Source organism: Paenibacillus sp. FSL R10-2199 (assembly GCF_038000235.1).
GTDB lineage: Bacteria > Bacillota > Bacilli > Paenibacillales > Paenibacillaceae > Paenibacillus_AQ > Paenibacillus_AQ phytohabitans.
In genome coordinates this window covers 2,361,773-2,383,815 of sequence record NZ_JBBOBO010000001.1, presented here as the reverse complement: position 1 = coordinate 2,383,815, position 22,043 = coordinate 2,361,773, and the positions used below count along the sequence as shown (strand labels likewise).

The window sequence follows — 22,043 nt, the reverse complement described above, 5'->3', positions numbered from 1 at the left end:
GAAATTGCACCCAAGCCGCTTTGTTCTGGTGGAAGCAATCAAGGCAACCTCCAGCAACCGTGTACGCCAATTAGAGGATATGGCAGTCATTCAAGACTACGATAAATCCGAGGAGGCATGGAGCGGTTATAAAGAGATGCATAAGCTACATCCGACTCGCGAGCTGTATGTTTTCCATACGAGCAGAAGCGATGTTGAAGTGGTAGAGGAATTCTTCTCAGGAGTACGGCAACCGCTTTTGATTCTGATGGATTAGCTGCAATAGGTATCCACATTGATTTTATATAAATGGGCGAGCCAGCGGATGTATGGAGTATGGGGAAAGAGTGAAATTTGTTATGAGAAGCAGATTACCAGCTTCAGCTTGGTTCGATTCAAGAGCCTTATGGTTTTGACGGAATTATTGGTATTGATTTTATGATGAAAGCCAAATGCAAGGTGGATTTTGAAACCATGATTATTAAGTTTGAGAAATAGACCGGGCAACGCTTACCCTCAAGGGACAGCAATCGCTTGGTCTATTTGCATTTTATTCACAGTTCACTTATAACTGAAACAAAAAACCTCCCCTCACCCCGAAGGATAAAGGAAGGCTTAAACGCGTCACCTCTGAAGCACGGCAGCTATATTTTTAGCTCCCCAAGCTTGATCAGCTCGACAACCGCTTGCGAACGGCCTTTTACGTTTAATTTTTGCATGACGTTCGTGGTGGGGTTTGAAACACACTAAATATGATCCATGACCCTTGTATGGAAATGAACAGTGCAGGCTATGCCATATGACGATGGAGGATATTTAGTCAAAAATATTCTTGGTCATTCATCGGAACATATCAACATTAATGATTCAACGAAAATATGTATTATAAATACACCGTTTCTCTCCAACCGCTTTCACTATCTTTTTTATTGTATGTGGTTGATGTTTGAGTAACTCTATCTATTAGTTTATGAACTGTATTCAAATGCGTCCAAAAGCACTTATCAATAAATTCTTCTCCCATCTTATTAACCGTTTTTTCAACCATTTCATTATTGGAATCGTTAAACTTTAAAAACATTAAATCCGTCTTACATTTTAACCTAATCCAGCACTCTAATGGTGACTGTTGTCCTCTTGTCGGCCAACTCAAAATTACTTGCCCAAGATAATAACCAACTTTAGTGGGTGTTTCTACTTTATCAATAATGCCAAACACAGCATTTTCTTTCGCTATATATTCTTGGCTATATTTATGCCTTTGCAAAAGTCGAATTCGAGAATTAATTATAAATTCGATATGCCTTATTGAAGTATCCTTAATCTGGTTCATAAGACTATTTGTTATCTTTTCCCTGCTCAACATATTTGATATCATGACATTCTGAATAACGAACTTGTTAAATAAGAACATATTTAAATGCCTATGTTTGATCTCATCATCAGTGGTCTTTGAATCAATATGTTCACCATAATACTGTGGTATAGCATAAACACTATATTTACAGTAATATAAATATTGACCTTTATCTTGACACTCATACCAAGCAGCATTATTTTCTACAACATTATGATTTAATATAATTTTTATAAGTCTTAAATACTCATTTTGGAAATCAACTTTCCAGCCTAAGGTTGTAATAAAACACCGCAATAAAACGTCATCCTTAAGTTCCTTTCCTTTATCTGGATCTAGCAAGACAAATTTAATTATATAATACAACACCTTATCATATTCTTCAAAATCCAGATTCCAAAACGCTCCTCGTCTATTATAATTGTAAGATTTTAAGTTATCAGAATCAGATACTCCCCACGAATAATGCAATACACCTTTAAAACTAGCGTTTCTTTTAACAAACTTAAAGTTCAATTTTGTGACCATCTGCATTGTGTCATATACTTGTTTGATAATGTCAGGGGTAATATTATCTATTTTAAAATTTGATGGGTCTTTTTCATTATCAATACAGATCATATTAATACAGTATTTAACAAATGCTATTTCATATTCTTCTGCTGGATGTTCGTAATCAGCAAATATATCAAAAAAATTTAACCAATCGTTATCTACCTTATGTGACCACATTTCAAGTGATTCATGATACATATCAATCACATTTTCATGCTTCAATTGACCAATCCGATGTGTAAGTTTAGCTTTATACAATTCATAATCCTTTAATTTTACACCAGAATTCAAATCCATAAAAAACTGCTCTATTTCATTTTGACTTCCAATGGATACCATATCAAATTTAACGTGGTTTAATAAATAATCACTACTTATATCCTTATATTTTGGATGTGCTATATTTTCCAATAGTTTCTTCATGGAAAATGACGTGAAATCAGTCACCATTATATTACTTATTTGTGATTTATTTTGTGTTAACAAATTAAAAATCTCATTCGCTTTTGGTCTTCCCGCAAAACTATACCATTTTTCAAATCTAGAAACATCTTGTATTTCAACTCGTAATTTATACAACATCATAATCATGAGAGTCGTTATTCTTTGTTGTCCATCATATATCTCAAGTGGCGTATTTTCAGTATCATTACAATATGTGATAATACAGCTAAAATCAAAATCTTCTCCACCCTTACATTTTGCAAGTATTACATCAAGAAGTTTAATTAATTTGTCTTTTCCATCTCCATCTTTTCCGCCTGCCCCCATTACATAATCTCTTTGAATTTCAGGAATCCGCAAGCCCATTTTATATCGCGTTTTCAAATCGATTAAAGTTATTTTTTTAGACTCACCCATCACAACTACTCTCCTTAATACTGTTAATAAGTTGTTCTATACATTTATGTAACTCATCACCATCTATTCCTCTATTTATGTAACACCAATCTTCATCCTGTTTTTTGGGCAGATGGTCTGCCTTCTTTTTATCACATTTTTCTGTATAAAGCTGTGATTCTAAAAAATAACTGATATCCCAAAAGTCATCCGAAGACTTTGAAAATTCATATGCCCATTCAAAAAAACAAAATCTCTCCCTTGCTGCAACATCTTTTAATACACTATTCTTATCTATATCATTTTGTGTAAATAAATTAAAAAATCTATATTTTTTTTTACATTCCAAAAGTATATATACCGCATTATATGTATTCCATATCACATGTTTATTAGATTCAACATTTTCAATTTCTAATTCACTTACTAGACTTTTCAATATTATTTCGAAATACTCTAACCGTTTAATTTCAATTTCAAATGAATATCCTTTTGTACTTGTTCCTGCATATTTATCGCAAAACAGAATTTTTAATCGATTAATATCTGGATGCTTATCAAAATCATCGTATCTTTGTTTAACAAGTTCCCACATGGTTTCATAATTTGTATTATACAAATAGTTTGCTAAAGAACTAAATATGTTCAAAATCTTATTTCGATTATTCTGATGTATATTTTTTGTTTCATTATCGATATTACCATCTATAGGATTATCACTAATCATATTAGCTCTAATATAATCAGATATAACAAAACGCGTCTTATTTTCATTTATATTTAAAAACTCATCGATAGGTTGTGATAACGTTTCATGATATAACATTTCTACTTTTTCATTAATATATTTAGTTAATTCTTTCTTTTTATTATTAGATACAATAGCCTCAATTCCTAACTTATTTATAACCATTCTAATTCTACTGCTCCAAATTTTTTGAAATTGATAAGAATATACTGAAATCCTTATTTCATCATTACTTACCTCGTCATCTGTATCCACCATTGAAAATAACTTTTGGAAATTTTCGCATAGTTTACACATGTCCAAACAGACATCTTCATCTATATTCATATATAATTTCACTTCATCTAACACTTTATTATCAATCATACTAGCCAAACGAGGTTCTATAACATTCTTCGTTAATCTCTCTTTAAAAATATCCTCCGCTTTTCTTGATTCATTTGCAGCTTTATCAAGGCATTCTCCGTAGAATAAATAAATTGAACGAAATGATATTGGAATTATCATTGAAATAAAATTATCATATAACCTCTTAATATCAACTGACAATTCTATGTCTTCTTTAAAAGTGTCATCTTTTTTAAGATAATAATCTATAAAATGCCTTCTTCCATTTCTTTCATCAATTTTGAAATCTCGTTCAAATGCATAATTAAGATTGATTGATTTACTCTCTAAAAAAGCTAAAAATAACTTCAAAGTTATTAAACGTTGTTGACCATCTAATATCTGTAAGGATTGTTCTTTCGAATTGTTGTAGATTGTAATCATATTAAGCTGATATGGCCTTTCCTTATCATTTATATAAGAATCCCACAAATCTTCGGCTAATTCTGAAGCGCATTCCATCGACCATTTATAATTTCTCTGGATTAATGGGATATAAGTATACTCATTTTCGATAAAATTCATTATTTGGGCTAAGCTTTTCATATTACTAGTACTGTCCATTTTTTCTCCTATCCTATGCATCATATATTGTTTCGCACACAACAAATAAGATTCAATTTTCCATAAAGTTGTATTTCTTCACAAAAAACACACTCACTTATGTCTTGTTTGAATAATCAATATAAGAATATTTTCTTTCAATAGCACTAAACAAAATGTATTTCCATTGTTTTGAAATCATTTCTGCATTATCGCCTTTATAAACCTCCATATGTGATGGCTCACGATTTTGCTCCTTTGTTTCTCCTTTTCGTCTGGACATATATCTGATTTCATTTTCCCAATTAACCATATCTAATATATTATTGATTTTTTTATAGTCTATACCCTGTAAATTATCATCTTTTATTTTTTCATAAAAACATTTCAACTTACCATCTTCAAAGTTTTTAAGTGTTTCCAATGTATTAGAAACAAAACGACAAAACCAATTTTGAATTTCAATCTTTGTCGCATATTCTTTAAAATACTTATATAGCAAAACACAAAACTCATCCCTACTAAATTCCAATCTCTGAACACTATCATAAAATTTTATATAATCGTATCGCGAAGCATTGGTAAAATTACAGACTACTTCCGCATCTCCAATCGGATCCACAATATTTTTATGCCAATACCACTCCTGTTTCCCAAGAAATTCAGTTATCCAATATTTTAAATACTCAACACTATTATCTCTTGCATTACTCATATCAATTGTGAAATAAGGCAACTCACTTTTCCCATTTCTCATTGCGCAATTTCTTATATATCGTTGAATACCTATAATATCCTTTCCATCTTCCGATATGGCATTAATAATAGCTTCTTTTCTTACCTCAATAATTGTATTTAAATTACCGTTCTGAAATGTAGCATACTTATACAGCATTTTACCAAAGCATTTAGTATACGAAAATAATTTTCCTGCGCCTCCAGTTTCTATCTGGTTCAGGCACTCCTTGAAAATCATTTGTACATGTTCTGAATACTCCAGATCCGCTTCTCCGAATACTTTATCCTTATCTATATCTTTTCCTACACTACGATATAAAAATGGCACCTTATTTTTCAAAAACAATGCATTCGCAAACATATCTGTACCAATAAAATTTATTTCATTCAGATCATTGTAGAAAAACAACAATTCTTGCAGTTCTTCAATATCTACAAACCCAAAATTTTTCTTTTGTTTCTCTAAAAATACTTTCAAATTTAAATATCTCCGCCTTAATATTAAATACTGCAATTTTTCTCCTATCACACTATTTTCTGGGATATCCCACAAGCCCAATTGCCTATTTTCATACATTTTCTTTACTCGTTCAAAAATATCTTGCATATGATTTCCCCTCGTTATACTATGTATTTTTAAATATTATTCACTCAATCAATTTCATTAGAAAATACAAAAATACTTTCATATTAACACTAAAGTTATTGTATCATGCGGACTCAAGTGACTATCCTCTATTTAAAAACATTTCATTACACATAAAGTTAATAGCGTACTTCTCCCATAATCTAGAGCTACATCTTGATAATCACATCGTGCGAAATAATTACAACCCTCACACCCAATTCCTTTATCCAAAGCTAACTATTAACTCTAAGCGAGGTGAAGCCGATGAAATAGGAAGAAATTACTGAATTGCATCCAGGTCGTTTCGTGCTGGTTCTTCCACAACAAAAAACCTCCCCACACCCTAAGGTGGAGAAGGCTTAAACGCGTCACTTTCGATGACATTGGCCAGCTATACTTTCAGCTCCCCAAGCTTAATTAGCTCGACAACCGCTTGTGAACGGCCTTTAACGTCTAATTTTTGTATTACATTCGTGGTGGGTTTGAAATACATTATTAGTTTAGTCTAAATACTTATCCGTTGCGTAACAAATCGCCTTTAAGAGCTCATTCTCATTATGATCGTTAACATCAAACATTTCTAAATAAGAATCTGTTATCACTTTAATTTTATTTTCGCTAAGGTGCTCTAACCATGCAGATAAAAGTAGTAAGTATAGCATTTCAAAATCTTTAGCTTCTGTATTCATATTCCCGATCTCGCTTAATGTACTGATAACTGGAAACCTTTTTCTTTGTAATCTTGAAAATTCAGAATGATTTCTTAGGAACAAATTACCATCAAAATCAATACCAATTAATACATCCCCATTAGCGCAGTTCATTAAAGATTGCAGATCATCTCTAGAGAATAACTTAGCTGGCTTTCTTAATCGAGACAGTTGAACATCAATATTCAAATTAAAATAGATGTCATCATCTTTTTCAAATTCTTCGAAAGTTCCTTCAAAATAATTAATAAATTCTTCAAGTTCTATAAAGTCATAAAAATATAAAGTATCCTCGAAACCGCTGGTTCTGTGTTTTAATGCTTCTATCCAACCAGTAGCGTAGTGAACTATTTCTCGTTCTTTAGAGATGTAGTAGTATTTATCATCAATAATATCCAAATGAAAGATCACACTATAAGCTATCTTACTATCCATGTAAGCATCCCTATTTGGTAAAGGAATCAGTATATCCTGTAGTTTTTTTTCAAATATCTCATTGAATTCCTCAAGCTTCTTCATAAATATTTCTCTTTCTGTTTTTTCTTTCTCTTCCTGTTTTCTTTTTCGTTCTTCATTTCTTGCTTTTGCGACCGCAGGGTTTGCTTTATCGAAATTCATTTGATCAACACTTCTTTGAATATATTTTCTAAAATCCCTAGGAGTCACTTGATTATGTCGGGCATCATAAGTGGAACTATCCCAGTTATAAGATGATCCTTTTGCAAAAAGCACAAATCCTCCACTAAGCTGTAGAGATAACCTCCGACCTATGCTATTCTGGTTTATTCCATCTTCACAAAAGACATATTCACCTGGAGTTATTTCAATTAGTTCCATTTTGAACATTTTTCTTTCGGAGGATGAGTTAATTGTTATTGGTGGTTCAATATCTTCCACTTCCAAATAAAAGTAATTCCAATCAAATGACGCTTTGAATGTATTTAAGGTTAGCCTTTTGGGTTTTAGTTTCAAAGTATATCCAACATCTAGCTCTATAAAATCCATTTGATTAGATTCAACACAACCGATTAGATCCATACCTCCTCCACTTGGGAAAAACATGTGGTTTAAATTTGTATGGCTCATCATATTCAATATTCCAATAATATCTTCTTGATTGGTCCACGAAATTTCCTCAGGTAATGTATAGGGTATAATATCTCTCAAATAAAATTCCCATTCCAAAATGTTGCGTTTTCGATAATTACTATTAATCTCAAACCAATCTTTTAAGGTACTGTTAAACTCTTCAATCGAAGGCCGCTCATTTGGAATATTAGAAGTACTTTTTTCAAGTATTTTGTGAAGTGTGACCGTAAAACATCTTGTGTTATTTGTATTATTTATAAAATTATCTAAATTAAACGCACCTATTGTGTGAGAATACTGACCATCAAATCCGTCTTTCACTTTGGTCAGCATTATCCACAATGTTTTTGCCAAAGAATAAACATCAGCTGGCTTACCATCTGCATTAATAGCATCTCTTTTCATTTCAGGAGCAATAGTATTTTTTGGACCCACCGATTCACCTTTTTCAGTCAAATCAGTTTTTTCTGGATAATCTACAAGTCCAAAATCACTGAATGCCCAAGCATCATTATAATAATAAATATTGTTAGGCTTAATATCTCTGTGAACAATATTTTGTTCATGAAGACAAACAAGCACCCTACTTAAATCATATATACAAGAGATGACCCCTTCTATATTTTCAAGTTTGCTTATGTATTTACTTAACGGTTCAGCGATAGGCATTGTATACCATGGCCTATCATTACGATTAGGTCTTTTAGGTAGATAAATATCCGAAATTGGTATTATACCTTCAATTTCATCTTGATATTTCTTTACAATATGTATCTCATCCTTAAAACGAGCGTACTTTTTAGTGAAAAACTTGTTATCTGAAACGATTAACATCTTAATTGCTGCATATTTGTGTTCTTTATCTATAACTTTGAATACATCGGCATTCCCTCCAGAACCCAAATGTTCCAATATTTCATAACCACCAATTACCTTACCTAACATCTTATCGACATGGAAATTAGCCATTAATTATTTCTCCCTTTAGTTCTAATATTGAACGGTTCAAAGTGTATAAACTCCGTCTGTCTCAATACATTGAATCAATAAAGCGATCCGATTTGGCTAGAGCATCAATTAAACATGATTGCCAGTTATTTATACCAAAAGTATCTCTCAGACTCTCTGCTTCCTCATTCAAGTCATTCCTTAAATCATCTTTATCTAGCCTAATTGATTTTCTTTTCAATTGCCTCCGAGTTGTACTTACAACTCCGTTTGCTTGATTTTCGTATTTTTTGAGCAAATCAAGTTTTTCAAAATGATGACTTATTGTCGCAAATAAATCTCCGTCAATCCCTGAATCTCTAACAAGTTCAAACTTTACCTTGGGAATCATATCTCCAGATTCATCATTATAAATCAACGAAACATACAAATATTGAACCTCAGGCAAATTATCAAAATATAAGTTAACAAAACACCTTATTCCTTCAGCATCAATCCATGAACTTCCTTTTTCCTGATTACACTGAGCACAACAAGGAAATAAGTTAAACGGATGAATGCTAAACTCTGGAAAAATAGTTTTAGGTAGATAATGATCAAAGGTATTCGGAATATTAACTCCACAATATTGACACTTCGCTCCATATTCACTGGACTGTAATTTTTCTATATCAATTTTCAATCTATTTAAAGGGATTGTCGAAACTTCATAACAATGTATTAGCGCTTCTTTTATCTCTGTTATTTGACTGTAATCAATACAGTATAAATTCATTTGTGACAGATCATATAAACTTCTACTTAGCTTATCGTATTGTGAATTGATGATTTGAATCGCTGAAGATCCCGTTAATAATTCCTTTCTCGATCCACTCTTTACTTTGGCAATTGACTCGTACACAAATATTAAATCACCTTTATAAGGTACTAAGTTCTTCATCGCTCATCGATATCCATTCCTGTAATATCATCAATTTGTGTCTTTAAATATACTTTTGCATTGAAGCTTAATTTGTTATTAAATATATCCAAAATCTCCTCATAGCTTAAAATTTGAGCTAAATTGGTTAACCATATCTTATATAAATTATTGTAACGAGTCACACCAAAAACTTCTTCAGAGATCCCTGTCAAATCATCTCCAAAACACTCAATGCCCAAAGGACGTATCATTGGTCTACCTTCATTATTTTGTATAACTCTAACATATTTAGAGGGTATATCTTGTAAAATCAATGGGGAATGAGTAGATATTATTGCATAAGAATCAAACTTTTCAAGAAGTTTACCTAACAGAATTGCTAAGTTAGAAACAGCTGTTGGATGCAGATATAATTCAGGCTCATCATAAAGAATTAAAGAAGAGTTCTTGATATTGGCAATAACATCCGTAATTGTGGCAAGCAAGATGTTTTGTCCTGAACTCAATTTCCTCACCGCTCTCGATATGTCCTCATCTATTCGATCTAGAATGTCCTCATCAAATATTTCTGAGAGCAATTCCTTCCATTGCTCAAGGCGATTTTGGCTCTTTATATCTTCTATTGCCTTCTGATACTTTGCAATTTGCTGATTTCTAGTCATAAGTCCAGCACTTGTTTTTAAACCACAATATTTATAATTGTACGTTTCTGTAGAATGAGGTTTTTCAAACTCATCAAAATAGCTATAGGATAGTGTAATCACTCTACTAAAGATAGGTACTTCTGGAAAGAATGATCCTTCTTTATCAGAACGACTTAATGAATTGGCCAACCTAGCTAACAATCGAGTCTTGCCTGTTCCATTTTCCCCAATAATCGCATTAATACGATGAGGTAAATGTTCATTTCTCAAAAAATCAAAATTCACTTTAAGTGAACTAGATCTTACACTATATTCGAAATCAAAATTCAAAACATAATTTGGTTCAATATCTGAGGGGGAGTAAAATAAGTATTTTGCTTCCTTCCAGGCATCTCTAGCCTCAGAATCACGAAGCAATGAACTCTCAAAACCAGTGTACTCAGTGACGATCTCTGCTATATCTTCATCTAAAGCAACATCATTTAGCGCTTCAACAATTTGCTGAAACAAAGTTTTATCTAAATCCTTCAATTTCTCATAATAATCAATCGACTGACCTAAAGAAAAATAGTTATCTCCCAATGAATCGAAGGAGTCGGGAATTTTTGTTCTATTTTCATTTAATTGCAATATTTTCACTTGTCCCAAGTTAATAGTACTAGTCGTATTTAGGCGTACCTCTAAGTTATGAGATGTTTTATACCCAAAATCATCCCAATCGCTCCTATAAAGAACTGAAAATGGATATTTAACGACTTTTGGTATTTCTGTATTTAAGTAAAATTTCATAATATTATAATCCTCCCAGCCACATATATCATCATTCTTTGTCAGAAACCATTCTCACTTGACGATTATTAGAACTCAATACTATTTTATCCTATTCTCCACAATATGCCATTATAAAAAAACAAGCTTACGTTCAAAGCGTAAGCTTGCTAAAATAAGAACCCTATGGCTCAAAAAATAATCCGAAATTTAAATTTAGTTATAAAAGATGGTTGGTACGAAATATGGAGATACCTTAGCAATAAAATATCTAAGAATTACTTCTGAATGGCTTACGATTCCAACTGCCCTAAAGGTGTATAAATCTCCACTTCCCCATCGACGCTTACAACCAATTTATCAATCAATTTGAATAAGACAAGTCTCATCTCGTCCAAGCGATCAAAATCAAGTTCAATAAGGCTTTCCAATGCTACTCTAATCTCGTCGTATACTTTACCCATATTGATTTGTTCTTCCTTGTTTTGAGATGCTTTTGTTAGCTCTGATTGCAGCGAAGCAATTTCCTGTTCATACTGTAGTTTTTCATACTGATATTGTTCTTCGTCGATTTCTCCAAGCATATTCTGTTTCCTCAATTCGAATAGCAACTTACGATTCCCTTGAATAGCCTTCTCCAACTTTTTAAGATCCTTGTCCATTTCATTAGATGACTTTCTCTTCAGAATTCTATCTTTGCTTTCACTCGTTGTAGACTCAACATTTATAACTTGCTTCAACTTCTTACTCACTTCATTGATGATGGTATCTCTAAAGTTGTTATAAGGTATCCACGCATTGTTGACACACCCCATCTCTCCTTGCCGTCTCCTAGTTGAGCAAATCAAATATCTATATACTGGGCCGTCCTTTCTCGACTTCCCCTTACAACTCACTAGAGACGCCCCACAATGTTTACAAAAGATCATGCCAGCAAATACATTCACTCGATTTCTAACGCCCCCACGCCTTCCTCCACCACGTTTCAAACGAATCTCTTGGGCAAGTTCGAATGTTTCTTTATCAATGATCGCTTCGTGAGTTTGTTCGGTAGATCTTTCCCACTTAGTCTTGTCGCGCTGCACTTGTTTTCTACTTCGGTCAGACATATTGTTAATGTCGTTGTAAACCTTTTTCACTTCGTATTTCCCAAACACATTCTGACCTGTGTATACCTCATTAGTGAGAATCCTCTGAATAGTGGTAATTCCCCAGACTCCTCCTTTTGGAGAAGGAATCTCCATCTCTTCGTTGAGATATTTTACGATTGCCTTTTCGCCCATCTTACGGGATACATATAAATGGTAGATGAGTTCGACGATATAGCTATCATTTTCATCAGGTACAAGTGTCTTTTTATCACCATTCAATATTTTTCTATATCCAAACGGAGCAACACTGCCTGTAAAGTTTCCTTTTAGAGCAGACTGCCTAATCCCACGTTTGGATGAAAGACTGATCTGTTCGCTGAGTTTCTGGTTTACTGCCGATATAATCTGAAACTTAAGTTCATCATTATCCTTCAGCGAGTCAAAGCCCTCTTCAATAGAAATCAATCGGATGCCTAATGCATCAACTAAGATTCTCTTTAAGTTAAGTGAGTCAAGCGTATCCCTTGAGAAACGAGATAACGACGCGAATATTATCGTCCCAAAAAACTTAGCTTTGGCATCACGGATTAATTTTTGAATTTCTTCCCGTGCGACGATGGACGTTCCTGTATCTCGGTCTTCGTAAGAATACTGTACATCCAAATCAAGTATTCTAGCCTTCTCTTCGCAAAGCCCTCTTTGGTGCTCGGGGCTGTCTTTTTGAGAATCCTTCGTGGTTGACACACGTACATATATAGCCGTTACATTAGGATTTATCATTTAAATATCACCTGATTCATCATGGTAGACTGTCCTTCGAGGTCTCCCTGTTATAGCTTATGCCTGGATGATTGACGAGCACCTTCCGAATGGTATCATCAATCAATTCTTCAATGATCTTCTCAAGTGACTTTTCCTTTTCAATGGTCTTAAACACGACTTTGAGCTGCACAGACATCACCTCTTGGTAATGCCTATTACTCAATAAGATTGTCCTATTCCATATAGAATTTATGACCTTTTGGTTTCCAATGCGAAAAGCCCAACTCCTTATGGGAATTAGGCTCTCCTAAGCTTTATTAAGTCATTCGATGTCGTGAACGTTAATTTATGTAAGTAAACGATTAGAATGTACTGTACGAAATTAGATATGCACTCTGCCCATATTGATGTTCGTCCTTCATAAGACCAAGCATATGATTGTAGTAATAATGATATTAGGGAGTGATACACTTGTCCAAATTTTCAGAACAAATTGAACACTTGTTACAGTATAACGGTATTGATGCAGATACATTCTTGGAGGCAGCATTATCGCTGCATAGTAATCGAAAAAATACAGGAATCCAAAAATACGCTCTTGAATTAAGACTAATGGATGATCTCACTACTCAGATCAATCAGGCGTTTAGAAACCTCATTATTAAAACAATTACTGAGAATGAAAAATTAGCCCCTACTCTCCCCCCTTATGAGACTCAGATCAAATCATCAAATGAGTTTAATGTAAATCATGAGCAAAAATTTGATGAATTGCAGCTTAGATATGAGGATCTTTTGGCTAAAGTATCTACCAACAATATGCTAATCGCCGAATTAACACTAACGGTTAAAGAAAATACCGATCTAATGGAGCAAAATACACGAGCTTTAGCTAAATTAGAAAAAGATCTTCTACTGAAGCACAATGCTAGAGGATCGTACAATAAAAAGAATAAACCTAAATCTTCTGTAACAACTCCTGATCATGTCCATGATGAAAATCCGAACAGTAATTCAGACTCCGAAGTAGAAGTGCCGAATGACGATGACTCTGTTCCTTAATTTGATCCAAACCCCTTTTCATTAAAATCACCCCAGTCAGTCTCTTCAAGCATTGGAGCAGAACATATGACTTTTCTACAATATTTAAATGATATAAAGAAACAATTAGGTGTGGATGATATTAAACCACAAAGACCTAAAAAATACGGACCTACCATTGATAAAAGTAATTTAACGATTATTCAGTCAGTTCCTCGAATTAGACACTAAACATCATACACTTCAGTAAACAATCATTTACGATTATGCATAGTTTCCTCACAGAGGGACAATATAACATTAACGATCTAAATTAGCTTTTCAGGTAAACGTCAATTCCCTTTTCGGTTATCTCTAATAAATAATTTGCGAAGGCAGGCTGATGTTTCTCAAGTTGTATTAAATTATGAGTAACTCGATTTAATCGATACTGAAATTCCGTATCAGCTTCAGTACACTCTAGCCCTAACACTTGGAGCCGACTCTGAAGCTTCCATAGTACTTCTAGCTTAATGGAGTCGGTTTTTCCATTCTCTAAGTTACTTAAATACGCTGGCGAAACTTCAAGTTCCTTCGCAAATTTATTTAAGCTTATGTTTCTCTGCTCTCTCACTACTCGGATTTGTTGTCCGAAATTTTTCAACACACTCACCACCTATGAAAGGAATATACAACATGGCTAAAAAGAAACCAACGCAACCACTATCTATGAAATCTGTTCAATTCGTACATGATCCTAATGCGGCAATGCTTTGGATAGATATGTACTCGGAATTGCTAATAAAGCATTTAAAATCCAAAATTGATGGTCCTTGAAGGAGTGAATAATTAATGTTTTCGGTAAGTAAAACTGCAGTTTATATGCGAAATTCAGCTGATATTTACCAGGATAACTCAATACAACTTCAAAAAGACCAGGCGTACATCTGTGCAACAAAGAACTCGCTCACCATTGATGAAATTTACAATGATTCTGATACTTCTGCCAGAAAAAAATCAATTGAAAATAGAGAAGCTTTATCTAGATTACTTTCTGATATTAAAGCTGGTCTTATCGGAAGCTTGATTGTCTATAAAAGAGATCGACTTGCAAGAAGAACTGAGGAATACATGGAAATTTATGAAGTTTTTAAACAACACCAAGTCACTGTCTACTTTAGCGCATCTAATGAGTTTCCCATGTTCTTTACACCTCAAGCTTTCACAATTGAATACTTATTAGCATCTTTTGCTGAACATGAAGATATTCAATTAAAGCAGCGACTAGCAGATACGAATGCATCTAAATTTAGTGAAGGCACATTAATTCCCTCAAGACTCCCCTTTGGTTATAAAAGACATGAATCAGATATTTCAAAGCCTGATAAGTTCGGTAAAGTAAAAAAAACAGTAACGATTAAGTTAAATCCACCTGCTGTCAAAGTTGTGGAGCAAATCTACAACGAACTATTAACAAACTCCTTTGAAACGATGGATCAATTCAGAAGTCACTTGGTAAAGCTTAAACTTACTAGAAGTAAAAATGGTGACCCTATGGAAACTGAACACATAAAACAGCTCATTCGGCAACCTCTATATAAAGGACTCCTCCAGAGACAGTATCAATTTCATGAGCGCCCCAGCACTAGATACTCACCTGAATTGAAAATCATTTCCGAGGAGAACTGGAACCTAGCGCAAAGTGCATTAGAACAACTGATTCCAAAAAAGCGTGTTCCTAAAGGAAATAAGTTATCAAACAAAGAATTTTTTCTTAGCAACATATTAAAATGTGATCAATGCCTACATGATTCCAATGAAGGCCACCTCTTGAAGCCTAATCTCCAGAAATGCAGTTATGTATGTAAAAAGCATAAAATCAGTCTGGATAAGCAACAAATTGAACAACTTGTCGTTGACCATTGCATTAAATTTTTCACTGAACTGATTAAGGGAAAGCCATATTTAAAGAATATTCAAAAGCTACATGTCAAACTCCGAAAGTTTTATAGCGCAGGGCTTAATGAGAGATTTAACAAGCTTACAAATAATTTTTCAAATTTAACAAAACAATTCATTAATGCGCAAGATCCCTCTGTTAAAAACTCTCTCCTCCTACAGTGCAATGAAGCCCGTGGTGCATTGATACGCATTAAAGAAAAATTGAATGAATCCAACTCTAGGCTTGAAATTGAAAGTAATTTATTACTTTCAATGGAAGCAAATAAAGATCTGCTCCACACATTCAATGAATTAGATCCTGAAGCCAAGTCACGTTTTATTGAGGATATTGTTGACACCATTGTTGTGGATTGCGGTGGGAAACCAGCTGTGATATTAAAAATCCCTAATTTACTTAGCGATAAATATATAGGAGGAATTATTGATGACCTCAGTTCTTCAGGAGCAATTACGGAATAAAAAGGGAGTATTTTATGGAAGGGTGTCTTCTCAGGAGCAAGACCTGCAAATGCAGATTGATTCCTGCAAAGGTTTTAGAGAAAAAAATTATTGTGATGTAACCATCGACCTTCAAAAATATGTAGAAAAAATTTCTGCAACTCGTGTTCCATTAACTAAGCGGGAAGCTTTGATGAAAGTTATCAAAGCTGTTAAGAACAAAGAATATGATTTTATTGTTGTCTATAATCATGATCGACTGGCGCGAGATCCATTAGAGCATCTTCGATTGCGTAAATGGTTTGCGGATCTCCAAGTATCTGTATACTTAAGTAGTTCAAACCAAGTTTATAGTAATAAGGACATTTTAAGTAATGCAATAAGGGATAATTACAGTAAAATCGAGGCTGATAATATACGTGTTCGGATGAAAGATAGTATTTATTCTAGAGTTGTATTTCATGGTAAATGGACAGGAGGGAAACCCCCTTTTGGAGTTTGTTATCAATATGACGATGTATTAAAAATGAAAGTACTACAATTTGAGAAGGACAAAACCAAAATTATCAGAGAAATATTTAAGCAGTATAAGGGAGGTTTGGGTTTCAACTCCATTGCTGCTTATTTGAATATTCACCATCCCCTTTCGGGACAACAATGGAGCAAAGAACGGGCGAAATCTATAATTACAAATCCAATCTATTGCGGCTACCTTAGTATTCATAAACGCAAAAAAGGATCAAGAAATTCTACAACAAATCGTGACGAATGGATTATGGAGAGATATAAAGAATTGGACCCAATAATTGAGCTTGTAGAGTGGGAATACTGTTACGATTTATACATGAAAAGAAAAACACGTGAAATTAGCAATCCACAATATTTCTCAACACCGTATCTTTTTAAAGATATTATTCAATGTAGACAATGCGGAAAGCCACTGCTAACTAAAAATCAATCTAGTGGTCAATACGGAGATCAAATATATTGTTGCGGTAGAACCTCGGATTGTCATATCCGAATAGTATCAAATGAATTAGATGACTACCTTATAAACTACATTAAGAAGTCTGTAATCCTAAACAACAACATTGAACAGCGCGATTTAATCATAGAAAGGATCAAAGAATTCTACATAAGCCAGAAACAGGAACTTGAAGTCGAAAGGAGTTGTTTGTATCAAAAGTTACAAGACCTAAGACAGGATCTTGATGCTACACAATATCAGTTGCACCCTCTACTCGTAACTCAAAGTGATCGTATAGCAATAGATGTATTACAAACCTTATCCTCTATATTAACGAATGATATCGCAGATACTCATCTAAATTTAAAAAGAAATTCTGACGCAATAAAAAGGTTGGAAATCCTAGAACTTGAATCAAATCACTGGGATCACTTTTTAGACGATACATTGCCAATTAATAAAGATCAGTCCCACCAAGTTCGCAAGTTGCTACTTCTCCTCTTTGAAAAAATTGAAATTGACAATGACGGTGGAATTTATATAACCAACAGAATTGATTTAAACAATCGCTAACTCTCCATGAAATTGGGGAGTTTTAATTTTCCTACAATATCGGTGAATAGGTGGACAACATATTTCAAACCTCGGTTTGTAGGTAGGATCGGCATGCCGTTCTCACCTACAAACCGAGGTTTGAACGGCGAAAAAGCGCTTGTCCCATAAGGAACATGGGTTTTCCTATTCATTAGTTTAGACAATCATTTCCGTTCATAAACATTTCTCGGCGAATTGGTGATCTAATTTTAACTATCTCGGTGAATGGGTGGAGCGCATTATGGATTTGATTATAGATATTAACCAATTCAAAATAGCAGTCTCTGATTAGTTGAAACTGCTTTGGGGGTATTATGATTTTATTTTTCACCAGTTAGTATGTCGAATTCTTCGATCCGTTAATATCACGAATAAGTATGACGGGTCTTTAAAAGCTTGCTGAGGAACAGTATTCAAAAGGTACGTAGTCCAAACTTTACCCATTGTACTTTTTGAAAATATTTTATGTTAATCCATAAGTACACAGTTTTATTGGGAGCTCTAGTGAGAAACCTTAGAGATTAAAAAGCACGGCAAGAGGAGTTCCTCCTGCTGTGCTTTTTAATCAGAAAGTTGAATGTCGCTTAAGAGAAGCAACCGATATATCATTAGCGAAAATTCCGCGCGAGTTTCGTGCCTGTCGGATTGAACTCATTTTTGGTCTTTCCCTTGAGAAGCTCTTGATCCATCACGGCTTGAACCTGTTCAGAAAAGAGTCCAATTTGATCTTGACCCGCAAATCCGCTATGAACAGCTTTACCACTCAGTGTCAAGCAGCTCCTAGCGACCAACACTGCCATTTCATTTCGAGAAAGCGCCTGCGTCGGACTGAGTAAATGACCGACTTCCGAGTATGGCTTCGTTCTTGGTAGAGAAATCCATTTGATAAAGTGCGTAATCAAAATTCGCACCGCGCATATTGGTAAGCATAGTTGAGGTAATCCCCTTTGGCGGTAGGTGTATACTGATACACCTTTGCCTGCGGCGTCCATCACATAATTAGAGTATAAACGGATAAAGGTGCGACCTTGACACACATCCAGCGGCCAATACGAATACATGCCCGCACCAAAGGTATCATCTTTGCCGCCCATATTCTGTCCCAACCTCAAAGGGTTCCATCGGTTTTGAGAACCAATACTCTGCTTCTTCTTAAAAAGAATATGATGAAAATACTTTCACTTAAATGAAAAAAACACCCGTATTTTGCTTTAGCATGAATGCTTTCTTATTTTCTACGAAGTATTGTAAGTCCGTCTTGTTAGAGGTTCAAGGAATTTACTATTGATGTTACTTATTCAAAATGGATATAACGAGATTCTATACGAACAAAGTGTATTGAATTCAGAAATAGGCCAATCACTTTTCATGTAGTTATTTGGATTTTAAATTTCTGGTTATTAACCGTGCCAAAAATACATTCCTACATCCTTAGATGCGCCTTTATATGATATGACAAATAAGGAGCCTTGTATCTTCACACGGCTCCTTATTATATCGCTGTAGTAAGAATAACTTCTCAGACCAATTAACTCCATAAAAAGCACGCTAGAAATTCAAAATCCTAGAATATAGTTTGAATTACTTCTTTACCTCTGGTTGTCAATTTATAATACGGCCTATTTCTATTCCCAGAATCAATCTCCCTTGTTAGAAGTTCAACTTCAATCAATTCTTTTGCAATTCTAACTACTGATTGATAAGTTGTATCCATTTCTTGGCCTATTACTAAAGGATAGAGCTTTATTTCAGGGTTATCATTAAATAAACCAATTACGTGTAGCACATCTAATTCTTCTTTCTGATATAAGGCTTTATCTAAATTCTCCAACACTAAATCCTTCAATTGCTGGTTGTATACTATTTCACAACTCTTTTGTCCACATTTTTCACACATCATGTGAAATTTTTCAATGTTAGGTAATTCGGATATGTCATATTCTGCTTTACATTCCTTACAAATAATCCTTTTGTTTGCGGATAACGATTGCAAAATGGAATGACTGTAATCAAATCTTCTTTGTTGATAATACTTTGTATACTTTGTACTTCTCTCAGGTCTTCCATATAAAATCTTTTTATTCAGACAAAGTCCATAATCCAGTGAATAAATAAATGCATCTGGATTTTGCCCTTCTCTGGCTCCCTTTTGAGCAAGTATACTCACTTTATGAATTAAACCATTTAATTCAAGAGAATCTAAAAATGATGCAAGATTTAGCGCTACTTGAAAATGACTTGAATATGCATATTCCAAAGCTGAAAAGTGCGAGTTCCCAGTTCTAGGTAATTCTGATTTTAGTTCTAATGATTTATCACATAATGAATCCAGTAACTGATATTGGCTGTAAATATCAATTTTCTCCTCATAAACCCCTAAACTTTTATACTCTTTTCCAAAGTAAGTTTTAGTTATTTTATCATAAACGTTTTCAATTGCTTCTAATATTGTCACCTTATTAATCTGTTTATCATAAACAATAGCGTTGTCATAACAAAAACTTAATATATGTCCCAAAGTTCTTGGAATATTTATTGTTGCTTCATATAACAACAGGCAATATTCATCAATTTGTATATCTTTGAGATCAAAAAACGTTTCTAGAGTGGAATCACAAAAGTAAGAAATTCTGTTTTCAAGAAGCCTTTTGATGAAATCACTTGATTTTTTCTCAAGATCAATATAATGTCTCCCATATAATTCAAATGCATCAATCGATTGATAATCATACTTACCCGCTTCCAATTCACCATAAGAAATCCGACCAGGATAAGCAGCTATTTTTAATACTAATTCATCTCTTGCTGAATTATATATTGGATTAATTATTGTCTGAAAAAAAATATCCATATCATCTTTAGATAGTTCCGAGAAATCATCAATAAAGATGAACAATCTACTTCTCTTCGTCACTAATAATAATTCCTTTATTTTTTCTATAATCTCCCCAATATCAAAAAGCCGAGCAAAAACATTAATATTTTCATTTTCACTGCCGTTACTTTTTTCTCTCGTGGAACTTAGTTTTCCATAAAGTTTTATTAGGATTTCCTTCAGTCCTCCAATTTCACCACCCACTTCAGATGAAATTGAATTTTTATGTGTTTCAATTATTTTACTCTTTTCTATATGTACACTATTTATCTTAAATAAGGTAGGATTATCTATTTTTTCCTTAATTGAGGATATTAATTGTTCAATCTTGTTATCTCTAAATTTTGATTGAACTTTCTCAAAAAAACCCTTTTCTTCTTTCTTCAAATCATCAACGATACTTTTAAATAATTCATCTAAATTGTCTAACCAGCAAAAGCCTCTCCAACTGATTTGACTCCAATACTTCTTCCAAGTTAGGAAGTTTTATTGCGTTGTTTTTATTTTTCATATCATCTACTATAGATTTCGCATTAATATACGCCGATAAATTGGATTTTTTAGACGCAATATCATATTGAGCTCTCGCGAACAAAGTAGACTTACCCGTTCCTTTTCTACCTACAAGTACAAAGGTATTATTCGATAACAATTTTCTTAATATACCATCGTTTGGTAAGAGATCCACGTAAAGTTCTTTAACTATGTCCTGACCATCTTGTTGCTCATCTTGCGCTAATTTATTGGATGTTATCCTTTTAAATAATTTTAGTGTTTCAAATACTTTTATAAAACCTTCCTTCTCGGCTGCTGTAAACATTATGTTCCTCCATTATTATGTACATTATTTAATTGAACTGTGACTCAGGCATGATCACTTTGAAGCTAATGTTTCAGCCTTATGTCAAATCACCACAATCCAACTTATACCATATTATCACATCCCTTGTAACTGGTGAAAGAAAAGTATTCTCATACGCGCATTTACTCACTTGGATTGCCAAAACGTTAGTAATACCAAGGAATTTTGACATTAAAATTTAAGTGTATTTCAAACCACATCTCCTTGGAAATGTGGTTGCGGACGGTTTTTTCGCTAATGAATAACAGTCCTGCAATATCCCGTGTAGTTTTGTCCTGCACTAGAAGCTCGAATACTTCGCGCTCACGATGCGTCAACAGAAATTTGCTATGATGTTCGTTCCCTTTCAATGGTGTCACCCCTCCTTGCTCTGGGTTTGTTTGGTATAACAAGGTAAAGGGATACAGTCAAACCATACTATGTAGGGTGGCAGTTAATGGTGCTGTTGCAGCATTAATTTGGGCGGGGACAGACGCGGATCGGGGACAACCCTGGCATTCTTGACCAAAACGCATAATAAAAACGGCTTCAGCTCCTAGTGTTAAGGGCGTCATCCGTTGGGGCAAAGTTTATAGAAAACACACTGCTAAGTAATGCTTAGGCAAAAAAATGTTGC

Annotated in this window: 17 protein-coding genes and 2 pseudogenes; 4 read left to right on the top strand and 15 right to left on the bottom strand. The window is 33.8% G+C overall.

All coding sequences use genetic code 11. The features are described 5' to 3' along the window. The first annotated feature begins 28 nt into the window (after positions 1 to 28). A complete protein-coding gene (locus tag NYE33_RS10535; protein ID WP_341065699.1) occupies positions 29 to 256 on the top strand; it encodes a hypothetical protein in 228 nt (75 codons plus the stop codon). 367 nt (positions 257 to 623) lie between these two features. On the opposite strand, the pseudogene NYE33_RS10530 reads toward NYE33_RS10535, so the two are convergent. The 10 genes and pseudogenes from NYE33_RS10530 to NYE33_RS10485 form a co-directional block, all read right to left on the bottom strand. Beyond that, positions 624 to 722: pseudogene (locus tag NYE33_RS10530) on the bottom strand (helix-turn-helix domain-containing protein); the annotation flags it as partial. 140 nt (positions 723 to 862) lie between these two features. Continuing rightward, positions 863 to 2,752, bottom strand: a complete 1,890-nt coding sequence (locus NYE33_RS10525; protein ID WP_341065696.1) for a DUF262 domain-containing protein — start codon at positions 2,750 to 2,752, stop codon at positions 863 to 865. Further along, positions 2,745 to 4,430 (bottom strand): DUF262 domain-containing protein, encoded by a 1,686-nt coding sequence (locus tag NYE33_RS10520; protein WP_341065694.1) that lies wholly within the window; start codon positions 4,428 to 4,430, stop codon positions 2,745 to 2,747. Before NYE33_RS10520 ends, NYE33_RS10525 begins: the two co-directional genes overlap by 8 nt. A gap of 97 nt (positions 4,431 to 4,527) precedes the next feature. After that, positions 4,528 to 5,754, bottom strand: coding sequence for a hypothetical protein (locus NYE33_RS10515; protein WP_341065691.1), 1,227 nt, complete (start codon positions 5,752 to 5,754; stop codon positions 4,528 to 4,530). Positions 5,755 to 6,166: 412 nt separating this feature from the next. Further along, a pseudogene (locus tag NYE33_RS10510) lies at positions 6,167 to 6,250 on the bottom strand (helix-turn-helix domain-containing protein); the annotation flags it as partial. A gap of 25 nt (positions 6,251 to 6,275) precedes the next feature. Continuing rightward, the gene (locus NYE33_RS10505; protein WP_341065689.1) at positions 6,276 to 8,543 is read right to left on the bottom strand and encodes a protein kinase domain-containing protein; all 2,268 of its coding nucleotides are present in this window, start codon (positions 8,541 to 8,543) and stop codon (positions 6,276 to 6,278) included. Between the two features lie 61 nt (positions 8,544 to 8,604). After that, positions 8,605 to 9,462, bottom strand: a complete 858-nt coding sequence (locus tag NYE33_RS10500; protein ID WP_341065686.1) for a hypothetical protein — start codon at positions 9,460 to 9,462, stop codon at positions 8,605 to 8,607. Beyond that, positions 9,459 to 10,877, bottom strand: a complete 1,419-nt coding sequence (locus NYE33_RS10495) for an AAA family ATPase (protein WP_341065684.1) — start codon at positions 10,875 to 10,877, stop codon at positions 9,459 to 9,461. Before NYE33_RS10495 ends, NYE33_RS10500 begins: the two co-directional genes overlap by 4 nt. Positions 10,878 to 11,149: 272 nt before the next feature. After that, complete coding sequence (locus tag NYE33_RS10490; RefSeq protein ID WP_341065683.1) at positions 11,150 to 12,727, bottom strand: recombinase family protein; 1,578 nt, start codon at positions 12,725 to 12,727, stop codon at positions 11,150 to 11,152. 19 nt (positions 12,728 to 12,746) lie between these two features. Further along, positions 12,747 to 12,899 (bottom strand): hypothetical protein, encoded by a 153-nt coding sequence (locus NYE33_RS10485; protein WP_341065682.1) that lies wholly within the window; start codon positions 12,897 to 12,899, stop codon positions 12,747 to 12,749. Between the two features lie 281 nt (positions 12,900 to 13,180). Here NYE33_RS10485 and NYE33_RS10480 point away from each other — a divergent pair, with 281 nt between their 5' ends. After that, the gene (locus tag NYE33_RS10480) at positions 13,181 to 13,771 is read left to right on the top strand and encodes a hypothetical protein (protein ID WP_341065680.1); all 591 of its coding nucleotides are present in this window, start codon (positions 13,181 to 13,183) and stop codon (positions 13,769 to 13,771) included. Positions 13,772 to 14,063: 292 nt separating this feature from the next. Here NYE33_RS10480 and NYE33_RS10475 read toward each other — a convergent pair whose 3' ends face one another. Beyond that, on the bottom strand, positions 14,064 to 14,396 hold the full coding sequence (locus NYE33_RS10475) for a helix-turn-helix domain-containing protein (RefSeq protein ID WP_341065679.1): 333 nt from the start codon (positions 14,394 to 14,396) through the stop codon (positions 14,064 to 14,066). Between the two features lie 185 nt (positions 14,397 to 14,581). Between NYE33_RS10475 and NYE33_RS10470 the strand changes: the two genes are divergently transcribed. Both NYE33_RS10470 and NYE33_RS10465 read left to right on the top strand, forming a co-directional pair. Then, positions 14,582 to 16,150: a recombinase family protein gene (locus NYE33_RS10470; protein ID WP_341065678.1), complete on the top strand. Its 1,569-nt coding sequence runs from the start codon at positions 14,582 to 14,584 to the stop codon at positions 16,148 to 16,150. Then, complete coding sequence (locus tag NYE33_RS10465) at positions 16,116 to 17,669, top strand: recombinase family protein (protein ID WP_341065676.1); 1,554 nt, start codon at positions 16,116 to 16,118, stop codon at positions 17,667 to 17,669. The genes NYE33_RS10470 and NYE33_RS10465 overlap by 35 nt, the downstream gene beginning before the upstream one ends. A gap of 629 nt (positions 17,670 to 18,298) precedes the next feature. Here the strand turns inward: NYE33_RS10465 and NYE33_RS10460 are convergent. The 4 genes from NYE33_RS10460 to NYE33_RS10445 form a co-directional block, all read right to left on the bottom strand. Then, complete coding sequence (locus tag NYE33_RS10460; RefSeq protein WP_341065673.1) at positions 18,299 to 18,784, bottom strand: hypothetical protein; 486 nt, start codon at positions 18,782 to 18,784, stop codon at positions 18,299 to 18,301. 470 nt (positions 18,785 to 19,254) lie between these two features. Then, the gene (locus NYE33_RS10455; RefSeq protein ID WP_341065671.1) at positions 19,255 to 20,952 is read right to left on the bottom strand and encodes a hypothetical protein; all 1,698 of its coding nucleotides are present in this window, start codon (positions 20,950 to 20,952) and stop codon (positions 19,255 to 19,257) included. Positions 20,953 to 20,977: 25 nt separating this feature from the next. Then, a complete protein-coding gene (locus NYE33_RS10450) occupies positions 20,978 to 21,385 on the bottom strand; it encodes a hypothetical protein (RefSeq protein WP_341065669.1) in 408 nt (135 codons plus the stop codon). Positions 21,386 to 21,573: 188 nt separating this feature from the next. Beyond that, positions 21,574 to 21,777: a helix-turn-helix transcriptional regulator gene (locus NYE33_RS10445; protein ID WP_341065666.1), complete on the bottom strand. Its 204-nt coding sequence runs from the start codon at positions 21,775 to 21,777 to the stop codon at positions 21,574 to 21,576. Positions 21,778 to 22,043: the final 266 nt, after the last annotated feature.